The following is a 19657-nucleotide window of genomic DNA, read 5'->3' on the forward strand; positions in this document are numbered from 1 at the left end:
ATGCCCTCCTCCGCGGCACCGCGCAAACGCCTCGACGAGGATCAACGGCGGGGCCAGATCGTGGCCGCGGCCATCGCGGAACTCGCCGACCGCGGTTACGCGGACGCGTCGCTGACCAGGATCGCCGAACGAGCCGGGATCTCGAAAGGCCTGCTCTGGCACTACTTCGCGGGCAAGGACGACCTGATGCGCTCCACCGTGACGACCACCGTCACGACCATCGGGAACCGCATCGCCGGCGAACTGGACCTGACCGCACCCGTCCCCGACATCATCCGCGCCGCACTCCACCACGCCGCGGCACTGCACCTCACCCACCGGGCGGAACTCACCGCGCTCGACCACATCGTGCACAACCTGCGCCACACCGACGGCACCCGGCAGCTGACGCTCGACTTCTACGAGGAGACCCACCAGGGTCAGGAGTCCCTGTTCCGCCGCGGCCAGGCGGAAGGCACCCTCCGCGCCTTCGACACCCGCGTCATGGCCATCACCTACCAGGGCGCGATCGACGTGATGCTCGCGTGCCTCGAGAACGACCCCGACATCGACCCCCACGACTACGCCGACAAACTCGCCGACATCCTGCTCGGAGGCATGCGGGCGACGGTGTGACGCCAGGTGTCGTTACCCGTCCGCACTGGTGAGGCGGCGCAGGCGGTGCCTGAGGTGTTGTTGCTCGGCGAGGTTGACGGTGGTCGCGATGGCGCGTCGGTAGGCGTTCGCCGCGTCGTCGGTCCTGCCCGCCTGCTCCAGCAGGTGCGCGCGGACGACGTCGAGCCGGGGAAGGCGGGGGTGGTCGGCCTCCAGCGCGTCGATGTGGGCGAGGGCGACGGCGTGTCCGCTGATCATGGCCTGGGCGACGATGCGGTTGAGGGTGATCGTGGGGTTGGCGTTGCCGGTCACGAGTTCGAGGAGCCGGTAGAGCGCGAGGATCTCGTCCCAGTCCGTCGTCGTGGTGTCGGGGGCCTGGGCGTGCAGGGCCGCGATGCAGGCCTGGAGCAGGTAAGGGCCTGGCCGGGCACCTGGGACGGCGTGTTCGAGGAGCGCGGTCCCTTCGTCGACCAGGTCCTTGGTCCACAGTGTCCGGTCCTGCTCGTCGAGCGGTGTGAGGAGCCCGTCCGGTCCCACCCGCGCCGGGTGGCGGGCCTCGGTGAGCAGCATCAGGGCCAGCAGACCGGCGATCTCGGTGGAGTCGGGGACACTGCGGAGCAGAAGTCGGGTCAGGTGGATAGCCTCGGTGGCGAGATCCGCGTCGCGGGGCGGTGCGCCGGTGGTCGTGTGGTGGGCCTCGGTGAACATCACGTAGAGCACGTCGAGCACGGCGGTGACCCGCTCGCCGGCGTGGCCGGGTGGTGGGAGCGGTCTGCTGAGCCGGGAGACGCGGCGCTTGGCCCGTGTGATCCGTTGGGCGATGGTGGCCTCGGGGACCTGGTAGACGGTGGCGATCTGGGCGGTGGTCAGTCCGGCGACCGCCCGCAGGGTCAGCGCGACCTGTCCGGAGCGCGGCAGGTCGGGATGGCAGCACAGTTGCAGCACCAGCAGCGAGTCATCGCTCTGGACGACCTCCGGTTCCACCGGGTGCAGCGACGCGGTGCGGGTCTCGCGCTGTCGACGCCGGGCGTCGCTGCGGGCGTGGTCGGCGTAGCGACGGCGCGCGGTCACGGTGAGCCAGCCCAGCGGGTCGTCGGGGAACCGTGCGGGCCATTGCCGGTGCGCGTCCAGCAGCGCCTCTTGGACCGCGTCCTCGCACCGGTCGAACCGCGCGCTGCCGTAGGCGCGCAGCAACCGGGCGAGGACCTGTCGCGCGAGTTCGCGCCACAAGCCCTCGCCCACCGGCGGCTCAGCGGTCACCTGTCTCCCAGATCGGCGAACATCACCGGCCGCAGCTCGAGGGCCAGGCCGGGGATCGTCGCGTCGGGGATCTGCTTCGCCAGCTCCACCGCTCGGGCCTCGTCCTCGACGTCGATGAGGTAGAAGCCGCCCATGAACTCCTTGCTCTCGACGAACGGCCCGTCGGTCACCTCGGGCAGACCGCCGGAGCTGCGGATGACCTTCGACTGGCTGGGGTCGGCCAGGGCCTGCGTCGCGATGAACTCGCCGCGTTCCTTGGTGACGGCCATGAACGCGGCGTGCCCTTCGTGGATCCGCGTCTGCTGCTCCTCGGTGAGCTGCTCCAGCACCGCCGGGTCGACCTGCATCAGGATCAAGTACTTCACTGTTTCCTCCTGGTCGGGTGAACCACCCCTTGTGGCGGTTCACCAGGGGGTCGTCACCGATCCGGCGGCCACGACACCACGTGCCCGATTATTTTCCTCCGTTTTCTTCGCCCCCGCTGTCGTACCGGGCGCGACGGTGACGACCACCGGGCATGCGACCACAACGGACACAGCGGGCCAGGGTCCACTGCTTCACCGTCACCCAGGACGGCATTGGGGCAGGCGAGGAGCAGAGCTTCGAGCACCCCTTCGGCCACGCCGACCCCGGCGACCTGTTCGCCTGGGCCGGAGCCACGGCCAGTTGGGTCAACCGCACCGATCCCGGCGGCACCCGCGGGCTCGACGACCACATCACCCGCGACTTCGCGCGGAACATCGGCGCCGAGATCATGGGGCGCAACAAGTTCGGCCCCACCCGCGGCCCTTGGCCGAACCACGAGTGGCGGGGCTGGTGGGAGGACGAGCCTCCCTTCCGCACACCGGTCTTCGTCCTGACCCACCACGTCCGACCGTCCTTCACGCTCGGCGACACGACGTTCCACTTCCTCGACACGACGCCGCACGAAGCGCTGACCGTGGCCAAGGCCGCCGCGGACGGCCGGGACGTGCGCATCGGCGGCGGCGTGACCACCATCCGGGAGTTCCTCGAAGCGGACCTGATCGACGAGATGCACATCGCCGTCGCCCCGTACGAACTCGGGCGCGGCCTGCGGCTCTGGGACAGTCCGGACGAGCTCACCGACCGCTTCCACCTGGAACGCGTGCCAAGCCCGAGCGGCGTCGTGCACCACTTCTTCTGGCGGCGGTAGGCGCGCGCAGGTTCCCGCGGACGTCACACCCGCGATCCAGGCCGCGGATCGCGGGTGTCGGGGACCGCACGCGAGCACTTCACGCTGTGCGGTCCGCTCACCTGAGTCCACAACGGACAGTGGGGGCGCTCCACGGGTAACCGGCATCACTTGACCACCGTGATGTCGATGCGCCACACTTTCCGCGCAGGGGGGAGTACCCACTCAGCTCGTGATCGTCATCACGGCCGTCCCACGGCGGCCCGGTCACGGCGCCACCGCACCCGGTGGTCGGGGAGACCTCGGTTCATTCTCGGAACCGAAGGGCCCGCCATGCGCCGCTCACCCACGGACACCCCCTTCCGAATCGACGGGAAACCCGCTGCCCGCGCACGGCTGCTCGGCGTGCTGCTGTGCGTCCTGATGGCGGTGGGGTGCGCCTCGCTCAAGGAGTTGGCCACCCTCGCGTCCCGCATCCAGAACGAGGGCTACCTCGGGGTTTCCGTCAAGCACAACACCTCCAACGGCTTCGACACGCTGGCCGTCACCGCCTACAAGACCGACGGGCGAGCCGATGACGGCGAAGCGATCTTCCGCCTGATCTGGGACACCTACGCCGAGGACGTCGACCGCGTCGTGGTCGTCGTCAACGACGAACCCCGATCCGCCACCAGGGCCGAACTGCAGAAGACCTACGGCCCCCGCAAGATCCAACCCACCAGTGGATCAGGCGCGGGCGTCTTCGCGTGGATCCTCATCGCCTTCCTGCTCGCAGGCGTTCTGACCACCGCGGTGATCGTCCTTCGCTACCGGCGTCGTCGTCGCGAGCGACCGCGGCCGACCTACCCGTCACGCCCGTACTACAAGGAGCCCTGACACGGGACGAGTTGACGGGTCCGTGCTCGCGGGGATCCCCGATTTCGTCCGCGCCACGTTCGCGCAGCGCGGCCCCGATCGACCTGGCGATCCGTGTGCGCTTGAGCGTCCCGCGCTCCTGCACCTCGGTGTTCGCCCTGACCACCAGCACGCGCTGGGCGGCCTTGGCCGCGCTGTCGCGGGTCCATCGTGTCCTCGGTGGCCGCGAACGCCGTTTGCAGGCACTCGACGAGCGTGGCACCCGGTGGGGTGGTGCGGATGCACCGCGCTCATGCGGGATTTCCCTGCTGCGGAAGCGCGAGCCTTCGATCGAGGGAGGGCCAGCGGTCGACAGCCCACTCCGGCCAACCGGTCCACCCCGGCGGCGGATCCGGAATCGTTCGGCCGCCGCGCAGTTCGGCGGTGTCGGGGACCTGGAACTGCTTTCGCCACGTGTCCATATCGGTTTCGGTCATCGGGAACGTGGTGTGCGGCGCGGCCGCCTGGCGGTGTGCGATCCGGGCCCGCTGGACGTCTTCGTCGACCGGCATGTAGATCACCCGGCAGGACGCCCCGACCGATACCGCCAGCCATCGCAGCGCGGACCGCTCGTCGCGGCCCCAGAGTCCGAAGTCGAGCACGACGTCGGTGCCCACGTGCAGCGCTTGCAGGGCCAGCGTGACAAGCCGGCCTTCCAGCAGATCGCGCTTGCCGTCGGGCTGCGACCCGTCGAACAGGGCGATCATCCACTCGTCCGGGGTCAGCCTCAGCGCGCGGTGCGCGGCGGCGAGTTCCTTGGCACGGGTGGTCTTCCCAGCACCGGGTAGCCCGACCATCAGGAGGAGTTCGGCGGGTACGGGCCGCATGTCATCAAGCTCCGGAGATGCTCGTGGGTGCTGTCGGGCGGGCCGGCGTGCCCCGGCCGACTCCGTGCATCATGCCGGAGCCCTCGGCGAAGATGTCCGGCGTTGACGGGCGGAGGCAGTGGTGCGAACGCTGATGAGCGGCGAAGCCCTGGTCGACTACGCGCAGATCTACGTCCACGACCCGGATCGGCCGGACTTGCCGACGATGGACGAGTGCTTCGCCGGTCAGGCGAACGGCCCGTGCGGCGCGGCGGTGCCGGATTTCCTGTTCCTGGTGACCGGACTGCGCACGGGCGAGGTGGGTTTCGTCGTGGAGTGGCACGACGAGCACCCACCGTTGGACAACCGCTGGGAGGAGATCGTCGAGGTGTCCTTACCCGGATGGATGGGCCGCGGAGTTCGACCGCTACCTCCTCCAGTGCTGGCCCGCGTCGACGCGACCGGACCGCATCGTTAAGCAGACCCGCGCGAACGCCGCCTACCGGCACGCGTCCATCGGCTTACCGCCTTGACGCGCCTCTGAGACATCCGCTGCCCGTGAGTAGATGCCATCTACGTAGATCGCATCTACCTAAACTATCGTCCGGAAGTTGACACTGTCATAATTGCAGTGTCACTATCACCGCATGTGGACGATCGACGAGCTGGTGGAACGGGTGGCCGCGGCGCTGGCCGCGGAGTACTCCGGCGCGCCCAACGGACGCGTCCGCGACGTGCCCGACCGGCGTGCCGTCCGCTGGTATGCGACGACCGGCCTGGTCGACCGCCCGTCCGCCATGCGCGGGCGGACGGCGCTCTACGACACCCGCCACCTGCTCCAGCTCGTCGCCGTCAAGCGGCGCCAGGCGGCGGGCAGCACGCTCGCCGAGATCCAGGCCGAGCTGGCAGGCGCGACCGACGCGGCGCTGGCCAGCATCGCCCGCGTCCCCGAGGACCTGCTGGGGGAGCCGAGACCGGCGACCGCACCCGTGCGACCGCGGTTCTGGGCCGAAGCCCCCGCCGCGCCCGCCCCGCCGCCTCCGGAGCCGCCCAAAGCCGCCCCGCTCAGCGCCATCGCGCTGACAGGCGGCGCGGTCCTCCTCCTGCCCGGCGCGCCGACCCCCGCCGACTACCAGGACATCGCCACCGCGGCCCAGCCTCTGCTCGACCTGCTCACCGCCCGTGGCCTGCTCACCGACGAAAGGGACTCCCGATGACCTTCACCACCACGCCGATGAGAACGGCCGAGCTGGACCGCGTCGGGCAGTCGGTCGACGCGGGCGTCGGCGCGCTGCGCACCGACCGCGGCAACCTGCCGCTGGACCGCCTCGACGTGCGCGCCACCATCACCGGGCTGGTCGCCCGCGTCCGGCTGACCACGGAGTTCGTCAACCCGCACGACACCGCCCTCGAGGCCACGTACGTGTTCCCGCTGCCCGACCGCGCCGCCGTGACCGGCATGACCATGACCGCCGACGGCCGCACCGTCGAGGCGGAACTGCAGGAGCGCGGGGCCGCGCGGCAGAACTACGACGAGGCCATCGCCGCGGGCAAGCGGGCGGCCATCGCCGAGGAGGAGCGCCCCGACGTCTTCACCATGCGGGTCGGCAACATCCTGGCGGGGGAACGCGTCACCGTCGAGCTGACCATGGTCGAGCCGCTGGTGTACGAGGACGACGCCGCCACGTTCCGCTTCCCGCTCGTCGTCGCACCCCGCTACGTGCCCGGCACGCCGCTGCCGGGCGAGTCCGTCGGCAGCGGCCACGTGCCGGACACCGACCGCGTGCCCGACGCCTCCAGGATCACGCCTCCCGTGCTGCTGCCCGGTTTCCCCAACCCGGTGACGCTCTCGATCGGCGTCGACATCGACCCCGCGGGCCTCGACCTCGGCGAGGTCCGGTCGAGCCTGCACACCGTGACGGGGGAGGGGAACCACCTCAGCGTCGTCCCCGGCGAGCGCGCCGACCGCGACTTCGTCCTGCGCCTGGCCTACACCGGGCACGGGACCTCGGCCGTCTGCGTCCCGGACGGCGAGGAGGGCACCTACCAGCTCACCGTCCTCCCGCCCGCCGCGGTCACCGCCGTGCGTCCCCGCGACGTCGTGCTGCTGCTCGACCGCTCCGGCAGCATGGGCGGCTGGAAGATGGTCGCCGCCCGCCGCGCCGCCGCGCGCATCGTCGACACGTTGACCAAGGACGACCGGTTCGCCGTCGTCACGTTCGACGACCGAGTCGAGCACCCGACCGACCTGGGCTCCGGCCTGGTCGCCGCGACCGACCGCCACCGCTACCGCGCCGTCGAACACCTCGCGCGCGTGGAAGCCCGTGGTGGCACCGAATTCCTCGCACCGCTGCGCGACGGGCTGAGCCTGCTCGCGGGCGACGACGACGACCGCGACCGCGTGGTCGTCCTGGTCACCGACGGCCAGGTCGGCAACGAGGACCAGATCCTGCGCGACATCGCCCCGCTGATCGGCCGCACCAGGATCCACAGCGTCGGCATCGACTCCGCCGTCAACGCGGGCTTCCTCGGCAGGCTCGCGGCCAGGGGAGCGGGCCGGTGCGAGCTCGTCGAGAGCGAGGACCGCCTCGACAAGGCCATGGAGCACATCCAGCGGCGCATCGGCGCACCCGTCGTCACCGACGTGACCGTGACCGCGGACGGGATCGCGCTGACGCCCGACTCGCAGGCCCCGCGACACGCCTCCGCGATCTACCCCGGCGTTCCGCTGGTCCTGGCGGGCCGCTACAGCGGGACCGCGACCGGCTCCCTCACCGTGCGCGGACGCACCCGCGACGGCGGCGACTGGGAAGCCGTGGTGCCCGTGCAGCGGCGTGACGAGCCCGCGATCGCCGCCCAGTGGGCGCGGGCCGCGCTGCGCGACCTCGAGGACGCCTACGTGTCCGGCAAGTCCGACCTGGAACCGACGATCGTCGCCACGTCGCTGAAGTTCGGCGTCCTGTGCCGCTTCACCGCGTTCGTGGCGGTCGACGCGCGGGTCGTGACCGACGGCACCGTGCACCGCGTCACCCAGCCCGTCGAATCACCAGCCGGGTGGGAGGCGCCGGTCGCGCTGCCTTTCGCGGCTCCGCAGTCGTTCGGGGCGCCACAACACCTGTTCCTCGACATGGCGGCCCCCGCGGGCGCGCCCGCCCCGGCCCCGTCCGCGCCGCCGCCACCGATGGCCCCGCGGATGTCCGCGAAGCGGTCCCGCTCCGCCGTGCCCATGGCCGGTGGCGGCGGCGGACGTCCCGGCTCTGCGGGCCCGACCTTCGGCTCCGCGCCCGCTGTCGGACCGGACCGCCTCGCCGAACTGCGCGAGATCGTGGCCGTCGAAGCGGGTCGGTTGCACGCCACCGACTCCCTGCCCGACTACGAACGCCGCGACCTGCTCGCCGACCTGGCCAGCAGGCTCGACACGCTCCTCGCCGACCTGGTCGGCCCGGTGTACGACCCGTTGCGCGCGCTCATCGCCCAGCTCAAGGCGGGCGACGACGTGACCGCGCTGTGGGCCGAGGCGACCCGCGTCCTGGACGCGTTCACCGGAACCGAGCCCGACCGCAAGAAGTCCTTCTGGCGCCGCTGATCCGAACGCCCGGAGGCGGCATCCGCGCCGCCTCCGGGCATCCTCAACCCGTCAAGGACGACAGGTCGGCCAGCACCTCCGAAGCGGTGACCGGGTCCAGGTCACCGAACGTCCGCGGCCCGCCACCGAGCACGACCTCGGCCAGCCTCTGCGGCTCGGCCACCGCGGGGTGATCGGCGCGGATACCGGGGCTGAGTTCGACCGTGACCACACCACCGGGCACCGAAAGCCCGACGGAGTAACGGATACCGCCCTCCTTCGGCCCGCTCAACTCCCACCCGTTGCGAGCGAGCGCCAGCACCTTCCCGGCCGGGACCTCGACGTCGTGGAACCGCTTGAGCGCGGACGCCGCCCGCTCCTCTTCGGACAGCACGTGCACCGGCCTGGCCAGCTGGGGGAACGGTTGCAGGATCTCGTAGTCCACGAACACCCCGGCCCACTCGTCGAGCGAGCCCGCCAGGTGCAGCGGATGGGCGACCCCCACTTCGGCGTCTTCCGGCAGGCCCACCGCGTCATCGCGCACATCGGCGAACGTGCGGTCCTCGGACAGCCGGAACGACAACCCGTCCCCGGTGACCCACACCAACCGCCGCACCACGTGCCACAGCAACGGATGCGCGGCGAACCGCGTCCGGAACTCCGCGACCGACCACCGCCTGCTCGTCACCATCGCCGCCTCGAACCGGCGGATCTGATCGGCCGCGACCGTCCGCACGCCCTTCTTCAACTCCACGAACCGCTTGTGCTCTTGGAGCGCCAACTCCTGATCGTCCTTCACCCCCGGCTTCGGCAGGTCCTTGAGCCGCTTGCCGTCGCCGTCCACCACGTACGGCTTGAGCTGCTCGTCGAACCCGACCACGAACCGCCGTGACCCGTAGTCGAAGACCAGCGTCGCCGCGTCACCCAGCCCCAAGTCCGGGATCAGCCGGTCGGCCAGCTGCTCCGCGGTCAGACCGAGGTTCGCCGCGATGGTGCCGATCATCCCCGATGCCCTGTGCCGCAACGCCTCGAACTGCGACTTCGTCGCGATGTCGTTGATCTGGACCAGAGCCGCGTCACCGCCGATCACCGCCATCGCCTCGAGCCCGCTCAACGCCCTGGGATGCGCACCCTCACCCGGCCACGCCCGCACCAACGGCGCCAGCGCTCGCACGGTCTCGTCGTCACCGACCATCCCCTGCGCGGACAACGCCCACCGGTCCCTCGACGGCATGCCGTTGGCCCGCCACGCCTCGAACACCGCCCACGCGAACCGCGCCAGCGACCCCGGATCGCACGCCTCCCGCACCACCTCGACGTACCCGTGCACGTCGTCCGACCCGGACATCGTGAGCCGGGCCAGCACGTCGTCCGGCTTCGACATGGCGAGCATCGTCAACACGTGCCCGGTGACCGCGACAGGCAACGCGTACCGCTTGTCCCGCAACAAGATCCGGGGGAGCAGCGCCGGACCGGCCCAGCCACTGACCACCGGAACCCTCGCCTCCAGGTGGTGCTCCGCCGGATCCGCCAGCAGCAGCGCTTCGACCGCACCCACCACCTGCTCACCGTGCCCCGCCGCCACCTGCCGCACCAGATCCGCGTGCCCCTGCCCCGCGACCAACCACAACGCCACCTCCGCGGCCCGCCGCGCCTTCCCCGTCTTCCCCAAGGCCGCGGGCAGCAACGCTCGCACCGCCGTTTCCGGATGCCGCTGGAACCACCTCTCCGCGACCTCGCGCACCCTCTTGAGGCGCACCAGCCAGTCCGCCATCAACCCCGCCACCTCGGCGTCCGCGAAGGGCAGCAGCAGGTCGGCCAGGTAGGCGACATCCGACTTCGCGATCCGCACCGCCTGCGGCAGCACAGCACCCTCGAAACGGGCCACCAACACCCGCTCCCAGCCCATGTAGTCGTCATGCACCGGCTCCCACTCGCCCAGGCGCGGACGCAGCACGTCCTCCGGAGCACCCCGGACCACCGCGAGGACGTCCCGCCCCCGAAGCTCGCCCTTGCACAGCCGATCCACCGCGACCTGCCAGTCCCGCACGCCGTAGTCGTCCCCGATGGTGGTGGACGGGCCGTAGCAGCTCTCCAGCGCCCAACGCTCGCGTTCCCCCGGCACCCACTCGAAACCCCGTGGCACCGGCACTTCCACCGCGATCGGCTTCACCGCCGCGCGCTTCACCTTCCACGGGGAGTGACCAACGCCGACGGCAGCACGTCCACGGACGCGTCCACCTCGCTGCCCGGCCCGCCCTCCCGGAACTCCGCGGAGCCATCGGTCGTGAGTTCCCACCTGCGCACGTCGAACCCCAATCCGGTCGAAGTGGTGGAACGGTATAGGCGGGGTCCGACGATTTCGTGACGACCTCCCCGACCAGCCACGACCGCGTGAACCTCGACGACCTCCCACCCGACTCCCAGGGTGTGACGAACCTCAGGGACGGGAGACGACGTGGATCGGGTCGAACGTGACGCGCTGTTGGTGGTGCGTGTGCAACTGGGCGACCGGCAGGCGCTCGGCGAACTCGTCGGGCACTGGCACGAGCCGGTGTGGCGCTACGTGCGGCGCATGCTCGACGGACCAGGGCCTGCCGACGACGTCAGCCAGGAAGCATGGGCGGCCGTGCTGAAGGCGCTGCCCGCCCTCCGCCAACCGGAACGGTTCGCGCCGTGGCTGTTCACCATCATCCGACGATCGGTGATGGACCACCTGAGGACCAAGTACGGACCGCCAGATGTGGTCGACGGCGACCTCGTCGACGACGGGGAGACCGACGCGGTACTGGACCGGACGCAGGTCGCCGACGGCCTCGCCGTCCTGGAACCGCGGGAACGCGAGGTCCTCATCCTCTTCCACCTCCAGGACATGTCGCTGGAGGACTGCGCGGACGTGCTGGGAATTCCCGTGGGCACGGTCAAATCACGACTGTTCCGCGCCAGGCGGCTGCTGCGCGACCGGATGATCGAGAAGGGGTACACGTCATGACCGACCAGCCGGGCTACACCCCCGACCAGATCACGCGGGGCCTGTCACTACCCCGCCGAATCGGCTACGTCCTGGTCGGTCTGGCAGGCCTCACCGCCGCCTCCGTCATCGGCCAACTCTGGGCCACCGAACCAACCGCCCTGCCCGCACGAACCCAGCTCGCCTTCGCCGCGATGATCACGATCGGCCTGACCTGGGCGGGTTTCGGTGCCTACACCGTGATCCGCCGCCCCCTGTTCGCCGTCGACCGGATCATCGCCGCCGCACTAGCCCTCACCTTCAGCACCCTGATGACCGCGGGCACGGTCGTGCTCGCACTCACCCGCGACAGCACCGCAGGCGTCCTAACCGCCTCGGCCATCGGCCTGGTCCTGATCGTGGCGGCCTGCACGATGCTGCTCCGCGCCCGCACCTACCGGGCGGCCCTGCTCGCTCGCAGGCGCGACCTCGAAGGACGTGACCGGACCAGTTGAGGTCGTGACACCACGGCGACCCTACCGAACGGCGGGAACGCCGTGGTGTCACAAGAAGCGGGGACAGGACCGGGAGGGGCTCTCCGCGTAGCGTCGCCGACACGGTGCGGATCTCGGGACGGTGACGGCCGGACCAGGCCGGCGAGGGGATTTCCAGGCGAGGAGTCGTTGTCATGAAACAGTTCGACGATCCCGGCGGCGTTTTCTCGGTCCTCCTCAACGAGGACGGGCAGTACTCGCTGTGGCCCGCGGCGCTGTCGCCCCCGGCAGGCTGGGACGTCGTCCACGGCGACGACTTCCGCCAGGCGTGCCTCGACCACATCGAGGAGCACTGGACCGATCTGCGGCCGCGCGGCGCGCGCCTCGACTTCCCGCTTCCGACGACCGCGCACCACACCCGGCCGACGTCGTCGCACGATTCGGGAACGGTGCGGCGGTGCATCCACAGGATGGTGACCGAGCAGGCCGCGCGGACGCCGGACGCGATCGCGATCTCCTACCGGGGCCGGGTGCTGACCTACCGCGAACTCGACGACGCGTCGGATGAGCTGGCGCAGCGCGTCCGCTCGGCCGGTGTGCGCGGTGGCGCGGTCGTCGTGGTGGTGCTGGAGCGGACGGCGACGCTCATCGTCACCCTGCTGGCGGTGCTCAAGGCGGGCGGCGCGTACCTCTACCTCGATCCGGCCGAACTCGCCGAGCAGCGGGCCCGCGTCGTGCGGGACGCGGGTGCGCGGTTCGCCGTGGTCTCGGCGGACACAGCGGTGCACGCACCCGATGTCCCGACCGTGCTGCGCTTCGAGGACGTCGGCACCGGACCGGTCGTGCCGGTCGACGCGCCGGAAGTCGTGCCCGACACCCCCGCCTACGTCTGCTACACCTCGGGGTCCACCGGCGAGCCGAAGGGCGTCGTGGTTCCCCACCGCGCGATCCACCGGTTGATCGACGCCCCGTCGTGGATCGACGTCCAGGACGACGACGTGTTCCTGCAGATGACCAGGGTCGGCTTCGACGTCTCCACGTTCGAGATCTGGATGCCGCTGGTCCGGGGCAACCGGCTCGCCCTCGCACCCCAGGGGTTCGTCGACCTCGCCGAGATCGCCGAGCTGGTCCGCGCGGAGCGGATCACCGTGCTGTGGCTCACGACCGGCCTGTTCCACCAGATCGTCAACCACCAGGTCGACTGCCTCGCCGGTGTGCGGCACCTCCTCGCGGGCGGTGACGTCCTCTCCCCGGAACACGTGCGGCGCGTGCTCGCCGTGCACCCGCACCTCGTCTTCACCAACGGGTACGGCCCCACCGAGAACACGACCTTCACCACGTGCTGGACGACGCGGGTCGGCGGCGACGCCCCGCGCGTGCCCATCGGGGTGCCGATCGACGGCACCACGGTCGCGGTCCTGGACGACGCGATGCGACCGGTGCCGCGCGGGGAGGTCGGGGAGCTCTGGGTCGGTGGTGACGGCGTCGCCACCGGCTACCTGAACAAACCCGGTGCCACGGCGGAGAAGTTCGTGGCGGACGTGGATCCCGACCGTCCGGGCGGACGGATGTACCGCACCGGGGACCTGGTGCGGTGGTCGGAGGACGGCACGCTCGACTTCCTCGGCCGGGCGGACCGGCAGGTCAAGATCCGCGGGTACCGGGTCGAGCCCAGCACCGTGGAGATGGAGCTGCTGCGGCAACCCGGCGTCGAGCAGGCCGCGGTGCTCGTGCACGACGCCGGGCCCGGTGACGCCCGGCTGGCCGCCTACGTCGCGGTCGGGACGGCGGACGAGAGCGGGTGGACCGCGTTCGGCACGGCGCTGCGCGAACGGCTCCGGGAGACCCTGCCGCCGCACCTCGTGCCGTGGGCGATCGTCGTGCTGTCCGACATCCCGTTGAACGGCAACGGAAAGGTCAACCGATCGGCGCTGCCCCGCGCCAAGGTCCCGCGCAACGTGCCCGACGACTACGTGGCGCCCGCGGACCCGGTCGAACGGCGGCTCGCCGAGATCTGGAGCGACACGCTGCTGGTCGAGCCGGTCGGTGTCCACGACAACTTCTTCGACCTGGACGGGCACTCGCTGCTGGCCGCGGACCTGCTCGTGGCGCTCCAGGAGGAGTTCGGGGTCGCGCTGCCCGCCCGCACCCTGTTCCTGCGGCCGACCATCGCCGCGCTCGCCGAGGAGCTGCGCAAGCACGACGCGACGAACCCACTGGAGGCGAAGGCCGATGCGGCAGTTCGATGACCTGGACACTGACCGGACCGTCGCCTCGGGCTGCCCGGTGAGCGGCCACGCGCTCGCCGTCGACGACCCGCTGCTCTACAGCGACGGGGACTTCCACTCGGTCTGGCAGGAGCTCCGCGAACTCGACCGGCTCTCCTGGAAGCAGGTGGACGACCGACGGGGCTTCTGGTCGGTGGTCAAGTTCGACGACGCGCACCTGGTCCTCCGCGACCCCGAGATGTTCACCTCGGAGCGGGGCACGATGCTCTCCATGCTCGGCACGGAGGATCCGGCGGGCGGCCGCCAACTCCCCGCGACCGACCCACCGCGCCATTCGGCGATGCGCGCGTCCCTGCAGAAGGCGTTGGCGATCAGGCCGATCGAGCGCCAGACGGACGTGATCCGCGGCCACGTGCTCGAAGCGCTCGCGCCACTCGCGGACGGCGGGCCCTTCGACTTCGCCCAGGCGATGCTGGAACTGCCGGTGGCGGTCGGCGGTGCGGCGATGGGACTGCCGCGGGAGGACTGGCCGCGGCTCGTGCGGCTCCTCACCGCGTCGAGCGCGCCCGACGACGCCGAGTACCGGGAGCCCGGCGGGACGCAGGCGACGCTGGACAACGCGCACCGGGAGCTGTTCGCCTACTTCCAGGACATCGTCCAGGAGCGGCGCAAGAACCCCGGTGACGACCTGATCAGCGTGCTGATCAAGACCGAGGTCGACGGGCGTCCGATGACGCCGGGCGCCGTGGTGTCCAACTGCTACAGCGTGCTGCTCGGAGCCGCCGTCACCACCCCGCACTCGCCGACCTACGTCATGGCCGAGCACATCGACGACGGCCTGCTCGACGAGTGGGCGGCCGACCTCGACGCCACGCCGACCGCGGTGGAGGAAGCGCTGCGGCTCGCCTCACCGGTCAGCCACTTCATGCGGTACGCGGTCGAGGACACCGAGATCCGGGGCACGAAGGTCAAGGCGGGAGACGCCGTCGCGGTCTGGTTCGGCGCGGCCAACCGCGACGAGGAGGTCTTCCCCGACGCGTCGACGTTCCGGTTGCGGCGCAAGCCGGTCAGGCACGTCGCGTTCGGCGTGGGGCCGCACTACTGCGTCGGCCACAACGTCGCGCGCGTCACGCTGCGGCTGCTGTTCGCCGAACTGCTCTCCCGGTACACCGGGTTCGAGCGGGCCGGTGAACCCTCGCGGCTGCGCTCGAACTTCATCGCCGGGTACAAGCACCTGCCCATCTCCGCGCGGACGCGCTGACCTCCTGGAGCGCCACCGATGACCGATCGACGGAACAAGTGGCTACCGCGCGCCCCCTCGGCCGAAGCGACCGGACGGGTCTTCCTGATCCCCTACTCCGGTTGCGGCGCAAGCATGTACCGGAAGTGGCCGCGCCTGCACGACGGGGTCGACCTGCTGCCGGTGGAACTGCCGGGACACGAGACCCGTCTCGACGAGCCCAACTTCGAGACCTACCAGGACCTGGCGAAGCAGATGGCGGCCGGGCTCGAACCGCACCTGGACCGGCCGTACGCCTTCTTCGGGCATTGCGGTTCGGCACTGGCGGCCTACGAGGTGTCGGCGGAGATCACCAGGGCGGGGCTCCCCGCGCCCGCGAGGCTCTACGTCTCGTCCCAGGTGGCACCCCAGGACGGTCCGTTCGGCCGGTTCCTGGAGATGGACGACGGGCAGCTCGGCGAGGAGCTGTCCGAGCTGAGCCGGAAGCTCGGCGCCGAGCCGATCCCGGACCTCATCGACTTCTACGTCGAGGTGCTGCGCGCGGACGTGGAGACCAACAAGCGCTACGTGGTACCGGAGCCGTTCCGGCTCCGCTGCCCGATCACCACGATCGGCTGGACCGAGGACGTCGAGATCCGCCACGACACCATGGGCGGGTGGACCGCCTGCGGCGACACGACTTCCGAGCTGCTCACCGGCAGGCACTACCGGTTCGTCGATGCCCCGGCGGAACTGCTGGACGTGCTCCGCGACGGCCTGGGCAGGGGGTGACCGTGGACGAGCGCCGCTGGCTCAAGGGCCTCGGCAGGCGCGGCGGAGGTCGCACCCGCCTGCTGTGCTTCCACTACGCCGGTGGCAGCGCGGCCATGTTCAGGCAGTGGTGGCACCTGCTGCCGGACTCCGTCGAACCGGTGGCCGTGCAACTCCCCGGCCGCGCGGACCGGTTCGGGGAACCTCCGCACACCACCATGGCGGCCCTCGTCGAGGATCTGGTCGACGTGCTCGGACCGGTGCTCGACCACCCCTACGCGTGCTTCGGCGCGAGCATGGGCGCACGGGTCTCCTGGGTGCTCTCGCACGCGCTGCGCGACCGCCACCTCCCCATGCCGCGGAAGCTCTACGTGTCGAGCAGTTCGGGGCCCGTGCTCGAAGAAGCGGTGCGCGGATGGGACGGGACCGACGACGAGCTCGTCGCCTACGTGCGGGAGCTGGGTGGCACCCCGCCCGAGGTGCTGGACGACAGCGGACTGCTCACCGCGCTGCTCCCCGTGCTGCGCGCAGACCTCACGGTCCTGGCCTCGCACGAGTACCGCCCGTCGACACCGCTGGACGTCCCGGTCCACGTGTTCGCGGGCCGCCACGACCTCGAGTCGACGCCGGAGCGGATGGCAGCGTGGCGGGCGGAGACGTCCGCGGCGTTCGACCTGGACCTCATCGACACCGGGCACTTCCTCGACGACGACGCGGTGCGGCGGGTGACCGACGTGATCGGGCGCGACCTGGGGTGACGGCATGCCAGGGCATCAGTCGGTCGGGCCGCCCCGACGTACGCGGCTCAGCACGCCGGGGGGCGACGTCATCCCCGCCTCCGCGCCGCGACGGCCTCCGCGCCGCGGCGTACCCGGCGGGGTCCGGTCAGCCCGCCGCGACCTCGGGCGCGGTCGGAAGGCGCAGCAGGGCGGCCCTGGTCAGCTCGGCCTTGTTGCCCACCCGGAGCTTCGCCCGGATGCGCTTGACGTACGTGTTCACGGTGTGGGGGCTGATGCCGAGTCGGGTCGCGATCTGCCCGTGGGTCAGACCGCACGCGATCTCGAACAGCACCTGCTGCTCCCGCTCCGAGAGGGCGGGTTCCACGGGATCGGATTCCCGCCTGGCGGCGGGCACCCCGACGTCGTGGCACCCGGCCGTGCCGCACACCGCCCGCACCGCCTCGACGAGGTGTTCGACGGACTCGTGCTTGCTGATCACACGGGCTGCCCCGGCGCGGAGGTAGGTCTCGCACCCGGTGGCCGTCATGCGGTCCGCCAGCACGAGGACCGGGGTGAGCCGCGCCATCTCGACTATGCGCGCCAGGTCCAGGTCCGGTCGCAGCACGTCGGTGTCGACCAGGACCGCGTCGGCGGACCGCGGGTCGTCCTGATCGGACGGTGCCGTCGCCGAGCAGACCTCGATCCCGGCGTCGGCCAGGGTCTGCACGAGACCGGCGAGGTAGATCGGTGAGCTGACGAGAACGGTGACCCGCGTCATGGTGGTCCCCTCCGTCGAACGGATTCAGGTGATCGGGCGCGGTGGTCCGCCCGGTGTTCGACCGAACACCGGGCGGACCACCGCTTCCGGCTTGGCGGGAACGTCACCGCGACGCCACTGCCCGCTACCGGTTCACGACCCCGACGCGGATTGCCCCGACGGTCGCCCGCTCACCTCCGGCACCGGCGGCGGTGCGGTGGGCGGTTCGGGTGGAGAGGCCCGCAGGGTCATCCGTCGGACGTCCGGCAGTGCGAGCAGACCGGTGTTGAACACGCCGACGAGAACGGCCGCCGCGATCAGCACGGTCGCCGTCCCGGTCACGTCGGCGATCGGCGCGGCGAGGGCGAGGCCGAGCGGCCTGGCGGCGAAGGACAGCAGGGCGTCGTAGGAGTCGGCCCTGGCCAGTGCCTGTGGCGGGAACTGCTGCTGCATCACGGTCTGCCACAGCGCGTTGAGGACGCCCAGGCCGAACATGGCCGTGAAGTAGGCCACCGCGTCGACCCACACCGGGGCGGGCACGGCGAAAGCCGCCAGCGGGAGCGCGAACACCGCGCCGCCGAGGGAGGTCGCGATCAGCGGCCTGGTGATGGGCAGCCGCGAGGCCAGGAACGCGCCGATGATCATGCCGGCCATGCCGCACTGGTAGATGACGATCCACGAGACCTCCCCGCCCAACTCGCGGATCGCGATCAGCGGACCGAGGGTCATGAAGATGCCCGCGGTCAGGTTGGACACGCCGTGGCCGATCAGGTTCGTCCAGAACCACTGGCGCTTGCGGACCTCCGACCAGCCCTCGGCCAGGTCGCGCAGGAACGTCGAGTGCGTGCTCCGCACGGGACGGGGCGCGGTGCGGATGCCGCCGAGCATGGCGCCCCCGGCGAAGAACACGCCCGCGGTGACCACGAACAGCCAGCCCGCGCCGACCGTCGCGATCAGCACGCCCGCGATGCCCGGTCCGATGACCAGCGCCAGACCGCGGATGACCCCGAGCCGCCCGTTGACCCGCAGTCGTTCACCCTCGGGAACGGTGGAGGCGACCAGCGGGGACAGGGTCGGCGTACCGAGGGCGATGGCCGCGCCCGCGACCGCCGACAGCACGGCGAGGTGGGGGATGCGCATCGTGCCGAACAGCAGTTCCGCGCCGATCGCCAGCTGCGCCAGACCTCGGACCACGTCCATGGCGAAGGCCAGCCGCTGAGGGCGCAGGCGGTCGGCGAGGACCCCGCCGACGGGCAGCAGGACCAGCTGGGGGATCAGCTCGCAGGCCAGCACGAGCCCCACGTCCGACGCGGAGCCGGTGGCCTGGATGATCGCGAGGATCAGCGCGGTCGGGATGATCGCGGTGCCGAGCAGGGACAGGGACCTGCCGACCAGCAGTCGGCGGATGGCGGTGCGGTCGACGACGGGGTGGTTCACGCGGTACCTCCCGCCATGGCCTTCCGGCCCTCGACGGCCGCGGCCATGCCCGCTGCCAGTTCGCCCAGCAGCGCGGGGGGCGCGTCCAGGAACGAGTGGTGCTCGCCCTCCAGCACGACCTGGCGGTACCGGCCGGGTTCTGCGTAGTGCTGCCACCCGGTGCTCTGCTCGGGGCGGATCTCGACGTCGTCGCGCCAGCTGATCACGTCGATCGCCGACGGCAGCACCACCGGCTCGTCCAGGTGGTACGCCTTGTTCGCGTCGACGTCCTTGCGCATCACGCGCAGGCTCATGGCGATCATGTCGGGACTCGGTGTGCCGCCGAGCCGTTTCGCGAACGCGGCCAGCTCGACCGCGAGCTGAGCGTTGCCCAGTTCGAGGAACCGGCCGAACGGGCCGTCGTGCGGAGCCACCTGGGAGGAGATGAACAGCCGGTCGGGCGTGGGCAGGCCGCGCTGCCGCAGCTCGACCGCGAGCGCGAAGCCGGGCAGCGCGCCGCCGCAGTGGCCGAAGAACCCGAACGGCCGGTCGAAGTGGGGTGCCAGCTGGTCGGCCAGCTGGTCGGCGAGCTGCTCGTAGGTGCCGTAGTGGGGTTCCTTGATGCGGTTCTCCCGGCCCGGCGGCTGCACGAGGCAGATCTCGGCGTCATCCGCGTACGCGGGCCACCGGTTGTACATCGACGCGCCCACGCCCGAGTAGGGGAAGCAGAAGATCCGGGCGGGGGAGTCGGGGTTGAGCTTGCGCAGCAGAATTCGTTGCGGTGTGGCGGGAGCTGACACGGACAACCTCCGGTGGAGGGCGGACGGGCGG

20 protein-coding genes are annotated in these 19657 nt (G+C 71.2%); 12 read left to right on the forward strand and 8 right to left on the reverse strand.

The genetic code is table 11. The features are described from left to right. On the forward strand, positions 1–615 hold the full coding sequence (locus tag RM788_RS42025; protein ID WP_315925795.1) for a TetR/AcrR family transcriptional regulator: 615 nt from the start codon (positions 1–3) through the stop codon (positions 613–615). Positions 616–627: 12 nt separating this feature from the next. On the opposite strand, the gene RM788_RS42030 is transcribed toward RM788_RS42025, so the two are convergent. Further along, the gene (locus RM788_RS42030) at positions 628–1854 is read right to left on the reverse strand and encodes an RNA polymerase sigma factor (protein ID WP_315925797.1); all 1227 of its coding nucleotides are present in this window, start codon (positions 1852–1854) and stop codon (positions 628–630) included. Next, the gene (locus RM788_RS42035) at positions 1851–2219 is read right to left on the reverse strand and encodes a YciI family protein (RefSeq protein WP_315925799.1); all 369 of its coding nucleotides are present in this window, start codon (positions 2217–2219) and stop codon (positions 1851–1853) included. The genes RM788_RS42030 and RM788_RS42035 overlap by 4 nt, the downstream gene beginning before the upstream one ends. A 152-nt stretch (positions 2220–2371) precedes the next feature. Between RM788_RS42035 and RM788_RS42040 the strand changes: the two genes are divergently transcribed. Together RM788_RS42040 and RM788_RS42045 are read left to right on the forward strand one after the other, a co-directional pair. Further along, a complete protein-coding gene (locus RM788_RS42040) occupies positions 2372–3028 on the forward strand; it encodes a dihydrofolate reductase family protein (protein ID WP_315925801.1) in 657 nt (218 codons plus the stop codon). A 312-nt stretch (positions 3029–3340) separates the two neighbouring features. Next, on the forward strand, positions 3341–3883 hold the full coding sequence (locus RM788_RS42045; protein WP_315925802.1) for a hypothetical protein: 543 nt from the start codon (positions 3341–3343) through the stop codon (positions 3881–3883). Between the two features lie 269 nt (positions 3884–4152). Here RM788_RS42045 and RM788_RS42050 read toward each other — a convergent pair whose 3' ends face one another. Further along, the gene (locus RM788_RS42050; protein WP_315925804.1) at positions 4153–4728 is read right to left on the reverse strand and encodes a P-loop nucleotide/nucleoside kinase family protein; all 576 of its coding nucleotides are present in this window, start codon (positions 4726–4728) and stop codon (positions 4153–4155) included. Positions 4729–4861: 133 nt separating this feature from the next. Here RM788_RS42050 and RM788_RS42055 point away from each other — a divergent pair, with 133 nt between their 5' ends. From RM788_RS42055 to RM788_RS42065, 3 genes are all read left to right on the forward strand, one after another. Beyond that, positions 4862–5185 (forward strand): hypothetical protein, encoded by a 324-nt coding sequence (locus RM788_RS42055; RefSeq protein WP_315925806.1) that lies wholly within the window; start codon positions 4862–4864, stop codon positions 5183–5185. A 169-nt stretch (positions 5186–5354) separates the two neighbouring features. Next, a complete protein-coding gene (locus RM788_RS42060) occupies positions 5355–5924 on the forward strand; it encodes a MerR family transcriptional regulator (protein WP_315925808.1) in 570 nt (189 codons plus the stop codon). Then, complete coding sequence (locus tag RM788_RS42065) at positions 5921–8293, forward strand: VIT domain-containing protein (protein WP_315925810.1); 2373 nt, start codon at positions 5921–5923, stop codon at positions 8291–8293. The genes RM788_RS42060 and RM788_RS42065 overlap by 4 nt, the downstream gene beginning before the upstream one ends. Positions 8294–8336: 43 nt before the next feature. Here RM788_RS42065 and RM788_RS42070 read toward each other — a convergent pair whose 3' ends face one another. Both RM788_RS42070 and RM788_RS42075 read right to left on the reverse strand, forming a co-directional pair. After that, positions 8337–10445, reverse strand: coding sequence for a DUF4132 domain-containing protein (locus RM788_RS42070; RefSeq protein ID WP_315925812.1), 2109 nt, complete (start codon positions 10443–10445; stop codon positions 8337–8339). A gap of 11 nt (positions 10446–10456) precedes the next feature. Next, positions 10457–10579 carry a hypothetical protein gene (locus RM788_RS42075; RefSeq protein WP_315925814.1) on the reverse strand — a complete coding sequence of 41 codons (123 nt, stop codon included), beginning with the start codon at positions 10577–10579 and terminating at the stop codon, positions 10457–10459. A gap of 151 nt (positions 10580–10730) precedes the next feature. On the opposite strand from RM788_RS42075, the gene RM788_RS42080 reads away from it, so the two are divergent. The 6 genes from RM788_RS42080 (at position 10731) to RM788_RS42105 (ending at position 16692) form a co-directional block, all read left to right on the forward strand. Beyond that, positions 10731–11264 (forward strand): RNA polymerase sigma factor, encoded by a 534-nt coding sequence (locus RM788_RS42080; protein WP_315925816.1) that lies wholly within the window; start codon positions 10731–10733, stop codon positions 11262–11264. Further along, a complete protein-coding gene (locus tag RM788_RS42085) occupies positions 11261–11737 on the forward strand; it encodes a hypothetical protein (RefSeq protein ID WP_315925818.1) in 477 nt (158 codons plus the stop codon). The genes RM788_RS42080 and RM788_RS42085 overlap by 4 nt, the downstream gene beginning before the upstream one ends. Positions 11738–11910: 173 nt before the next feature. Then, a complete protein-coding gene (locus tag RM788_RS42090) occupies positions 11911–13965 on the forward strand; it encodes an amino acid adenylation domain-containing protein (RefSeq protein ID WP_315925820.1) in 2055 nt (684 codons plus the stop codon). After that, complete coding sequence (locus RM788_RS42095; RefSeq protein ID WP_315925822.1) at positions 13949–15205, forward strand: cytochrome P450; 1257 nt, start codon at positions 13949–13951, stop codon at positions 15203–15205. Before RM788_RS42090 ends, RM788_RS42095 begins: the two co-directional genes overlap by 17 nt. 18 nt (positions 15206–15223) lie before the next feature. Further along, positions 15224–15955, forward strand: coding sequence for a thioesterase II family protein (locus RM788_RS42100; protein WP_315925824.1), 732 nt, complete (start codon positions 15224–15226; stop codon positions 15953–15955). Between the two features lie 2 nt (positions 15956–15957). Beyond that, positions 15958–16692, forward strand: coding sequence for a thioesterase II family protein (locus tag RM788_RS42105; RefSeq protein ID WP_315925826.1), 735 nt, complete (start codon positions 15958–15960; stop codon positions 16690–16692). Positions 16693–16819: 127 nt separating this feature from the next. Here the strand turns inward: RM788_RS42105 and RM788_RS42110 are convergent, their stop codons facing one another. The 3 genes from RM788_RS42110 to RM788_RS42120 all read right to left on the reverse strand — a co-directional run bounded on the left by RM788_RS42110 (position 16820) and on the right by RM788_RS42120 (position 19626). Then, positions 16820–17431 (reverse strand): helix-turn-helix transcriptional regulator, encoded by a 612-nt coding sequence (locus tag RM788_RS42110; protein WP_315925828.1) that lies wholly within the window; start codon positions 17429–17431, stop codon positions 16820–16822. 132 nt (positions 17432–17563) lie between these two features. Further along, positions 17564–18847: an MFS transporter gene (locus tag RM788_RS42115; protein ID WP_315925830.1), complete on the reverse strand. Its 1284-nt coding sequence runs from the start codon at positions 18845–18847 to the stop codon at positions 17564–17566. Then, positions 18844–19626, reverse strand: a complete 783-nt coding sequence (locus tag RM788_RS42120) for a thioesterase II family protein (RefSeq protein WP_315925832.1) — start codon at positions 19624–19626, stop codon at positions 18844–18846. Before RM788_RS42120 ends, RM788_RS42115 begins: the two co-directional genes overlap by 4 nt. Positions 19627–19657: the final 31 nt, after the last annotated feature.

The sequence above is a fragment of the Umezawaea sp. Da 62-37 genome, assembly GCF_032460545.1.
In the GTDB taxonomy this organism is placed as follows: Bacteria; Actinomycetota; Actinomycetes; order Mycobacteriales; family Pseudonocardiaceae; genus Umezawaea.

Excerpts from the sequence above, each read along its gene's own strand:
- RM788_RS42050 (WP_315925804.1), bottom strand. The coding sequence starts at position 4,728 with ATGCGGCCCGTACCCGCCGAACTCCTCCTGATGGTCGGGCTACCCGGT.
- RM788_RS42090 (WP_315925820.1), top strand. The coding sequence starts at position 11,911 with ATGAAACAGTTCGACGATCCCGGCGGCGTTTTCTCGGTCCTCCTCAAC.
- RM788_RS42045 (WP_315925802.1), top strand. The coding sequence starts at position 3,341 with ATGCGCCGCTCACCCACGGACACCCCCTTCCGAATCGACGGGAAACCC.
- RM788_RS42065 (WP_315925810.1), top strand. The coding sequence starts at position 5,921 with ATGACCTTCACCACCACGCCGATGAGAACGGCCGAGCTGGACCGCGTC.
- RM788_RS42060 (WP_315925808.1), top strand. The coding sequence starts at position 5,355 with ATGTGGACGATCGACGAGCTGGTGGAACGGGTGGCCGCGGCGCTGGCC.
- RM788_RS42095 (WP_315925822.1), top strand. The coding sequence starts at position 13,949 with ATGCGGCAGTTCGATGACCTGGACACTGACCGGACCGTCGCCTCGGGC.
- RM788_RS42025 (WP_315925795.1), top strand. The coding sequence starts at position 1 with ATGCCCTCCTCCGCGGCACCGCGCAAACGCCTCGACGAGGATCAACGG.
- RM788_RS42085 (WP_315925818.1), top strand. The coding sequence starts at position 11,261 with ATGACCGACCAGCCGGGCTACACCCCCGACCAGATCACGCGGGGCCTG.
- RM788_RS42100 (WP_315925824.1), top strand. The coding sequence starts at position 15,224 with ATGACCGATCGACGGAACAAGTGGCTACCGCGCGCCCCCTCGGCCGAA.
- RM788_RS42110 (WP_315925828.1), bottom strand. The coding sequence starts at position 17,431 with ATGACGCGGGTCACCGTTCTCGTCAGCTCACCGATCTACCTCGCCGGT.
- RM788_RS42040 (WP_315925801.1), top strand. The coding sequence starts at position 2,372 with ATGCGACCACAACGGACACAGCGGGCCAGGGTCCACTGCTTCACCGTC.
- RM788_RS42055 (WP_315925806.1), top strand. The coding sequence starts at position 4,862 with ATGAGCGGCGAAGCCCTGGTCGACTACGCGCAGATCTACGTCCACGAC.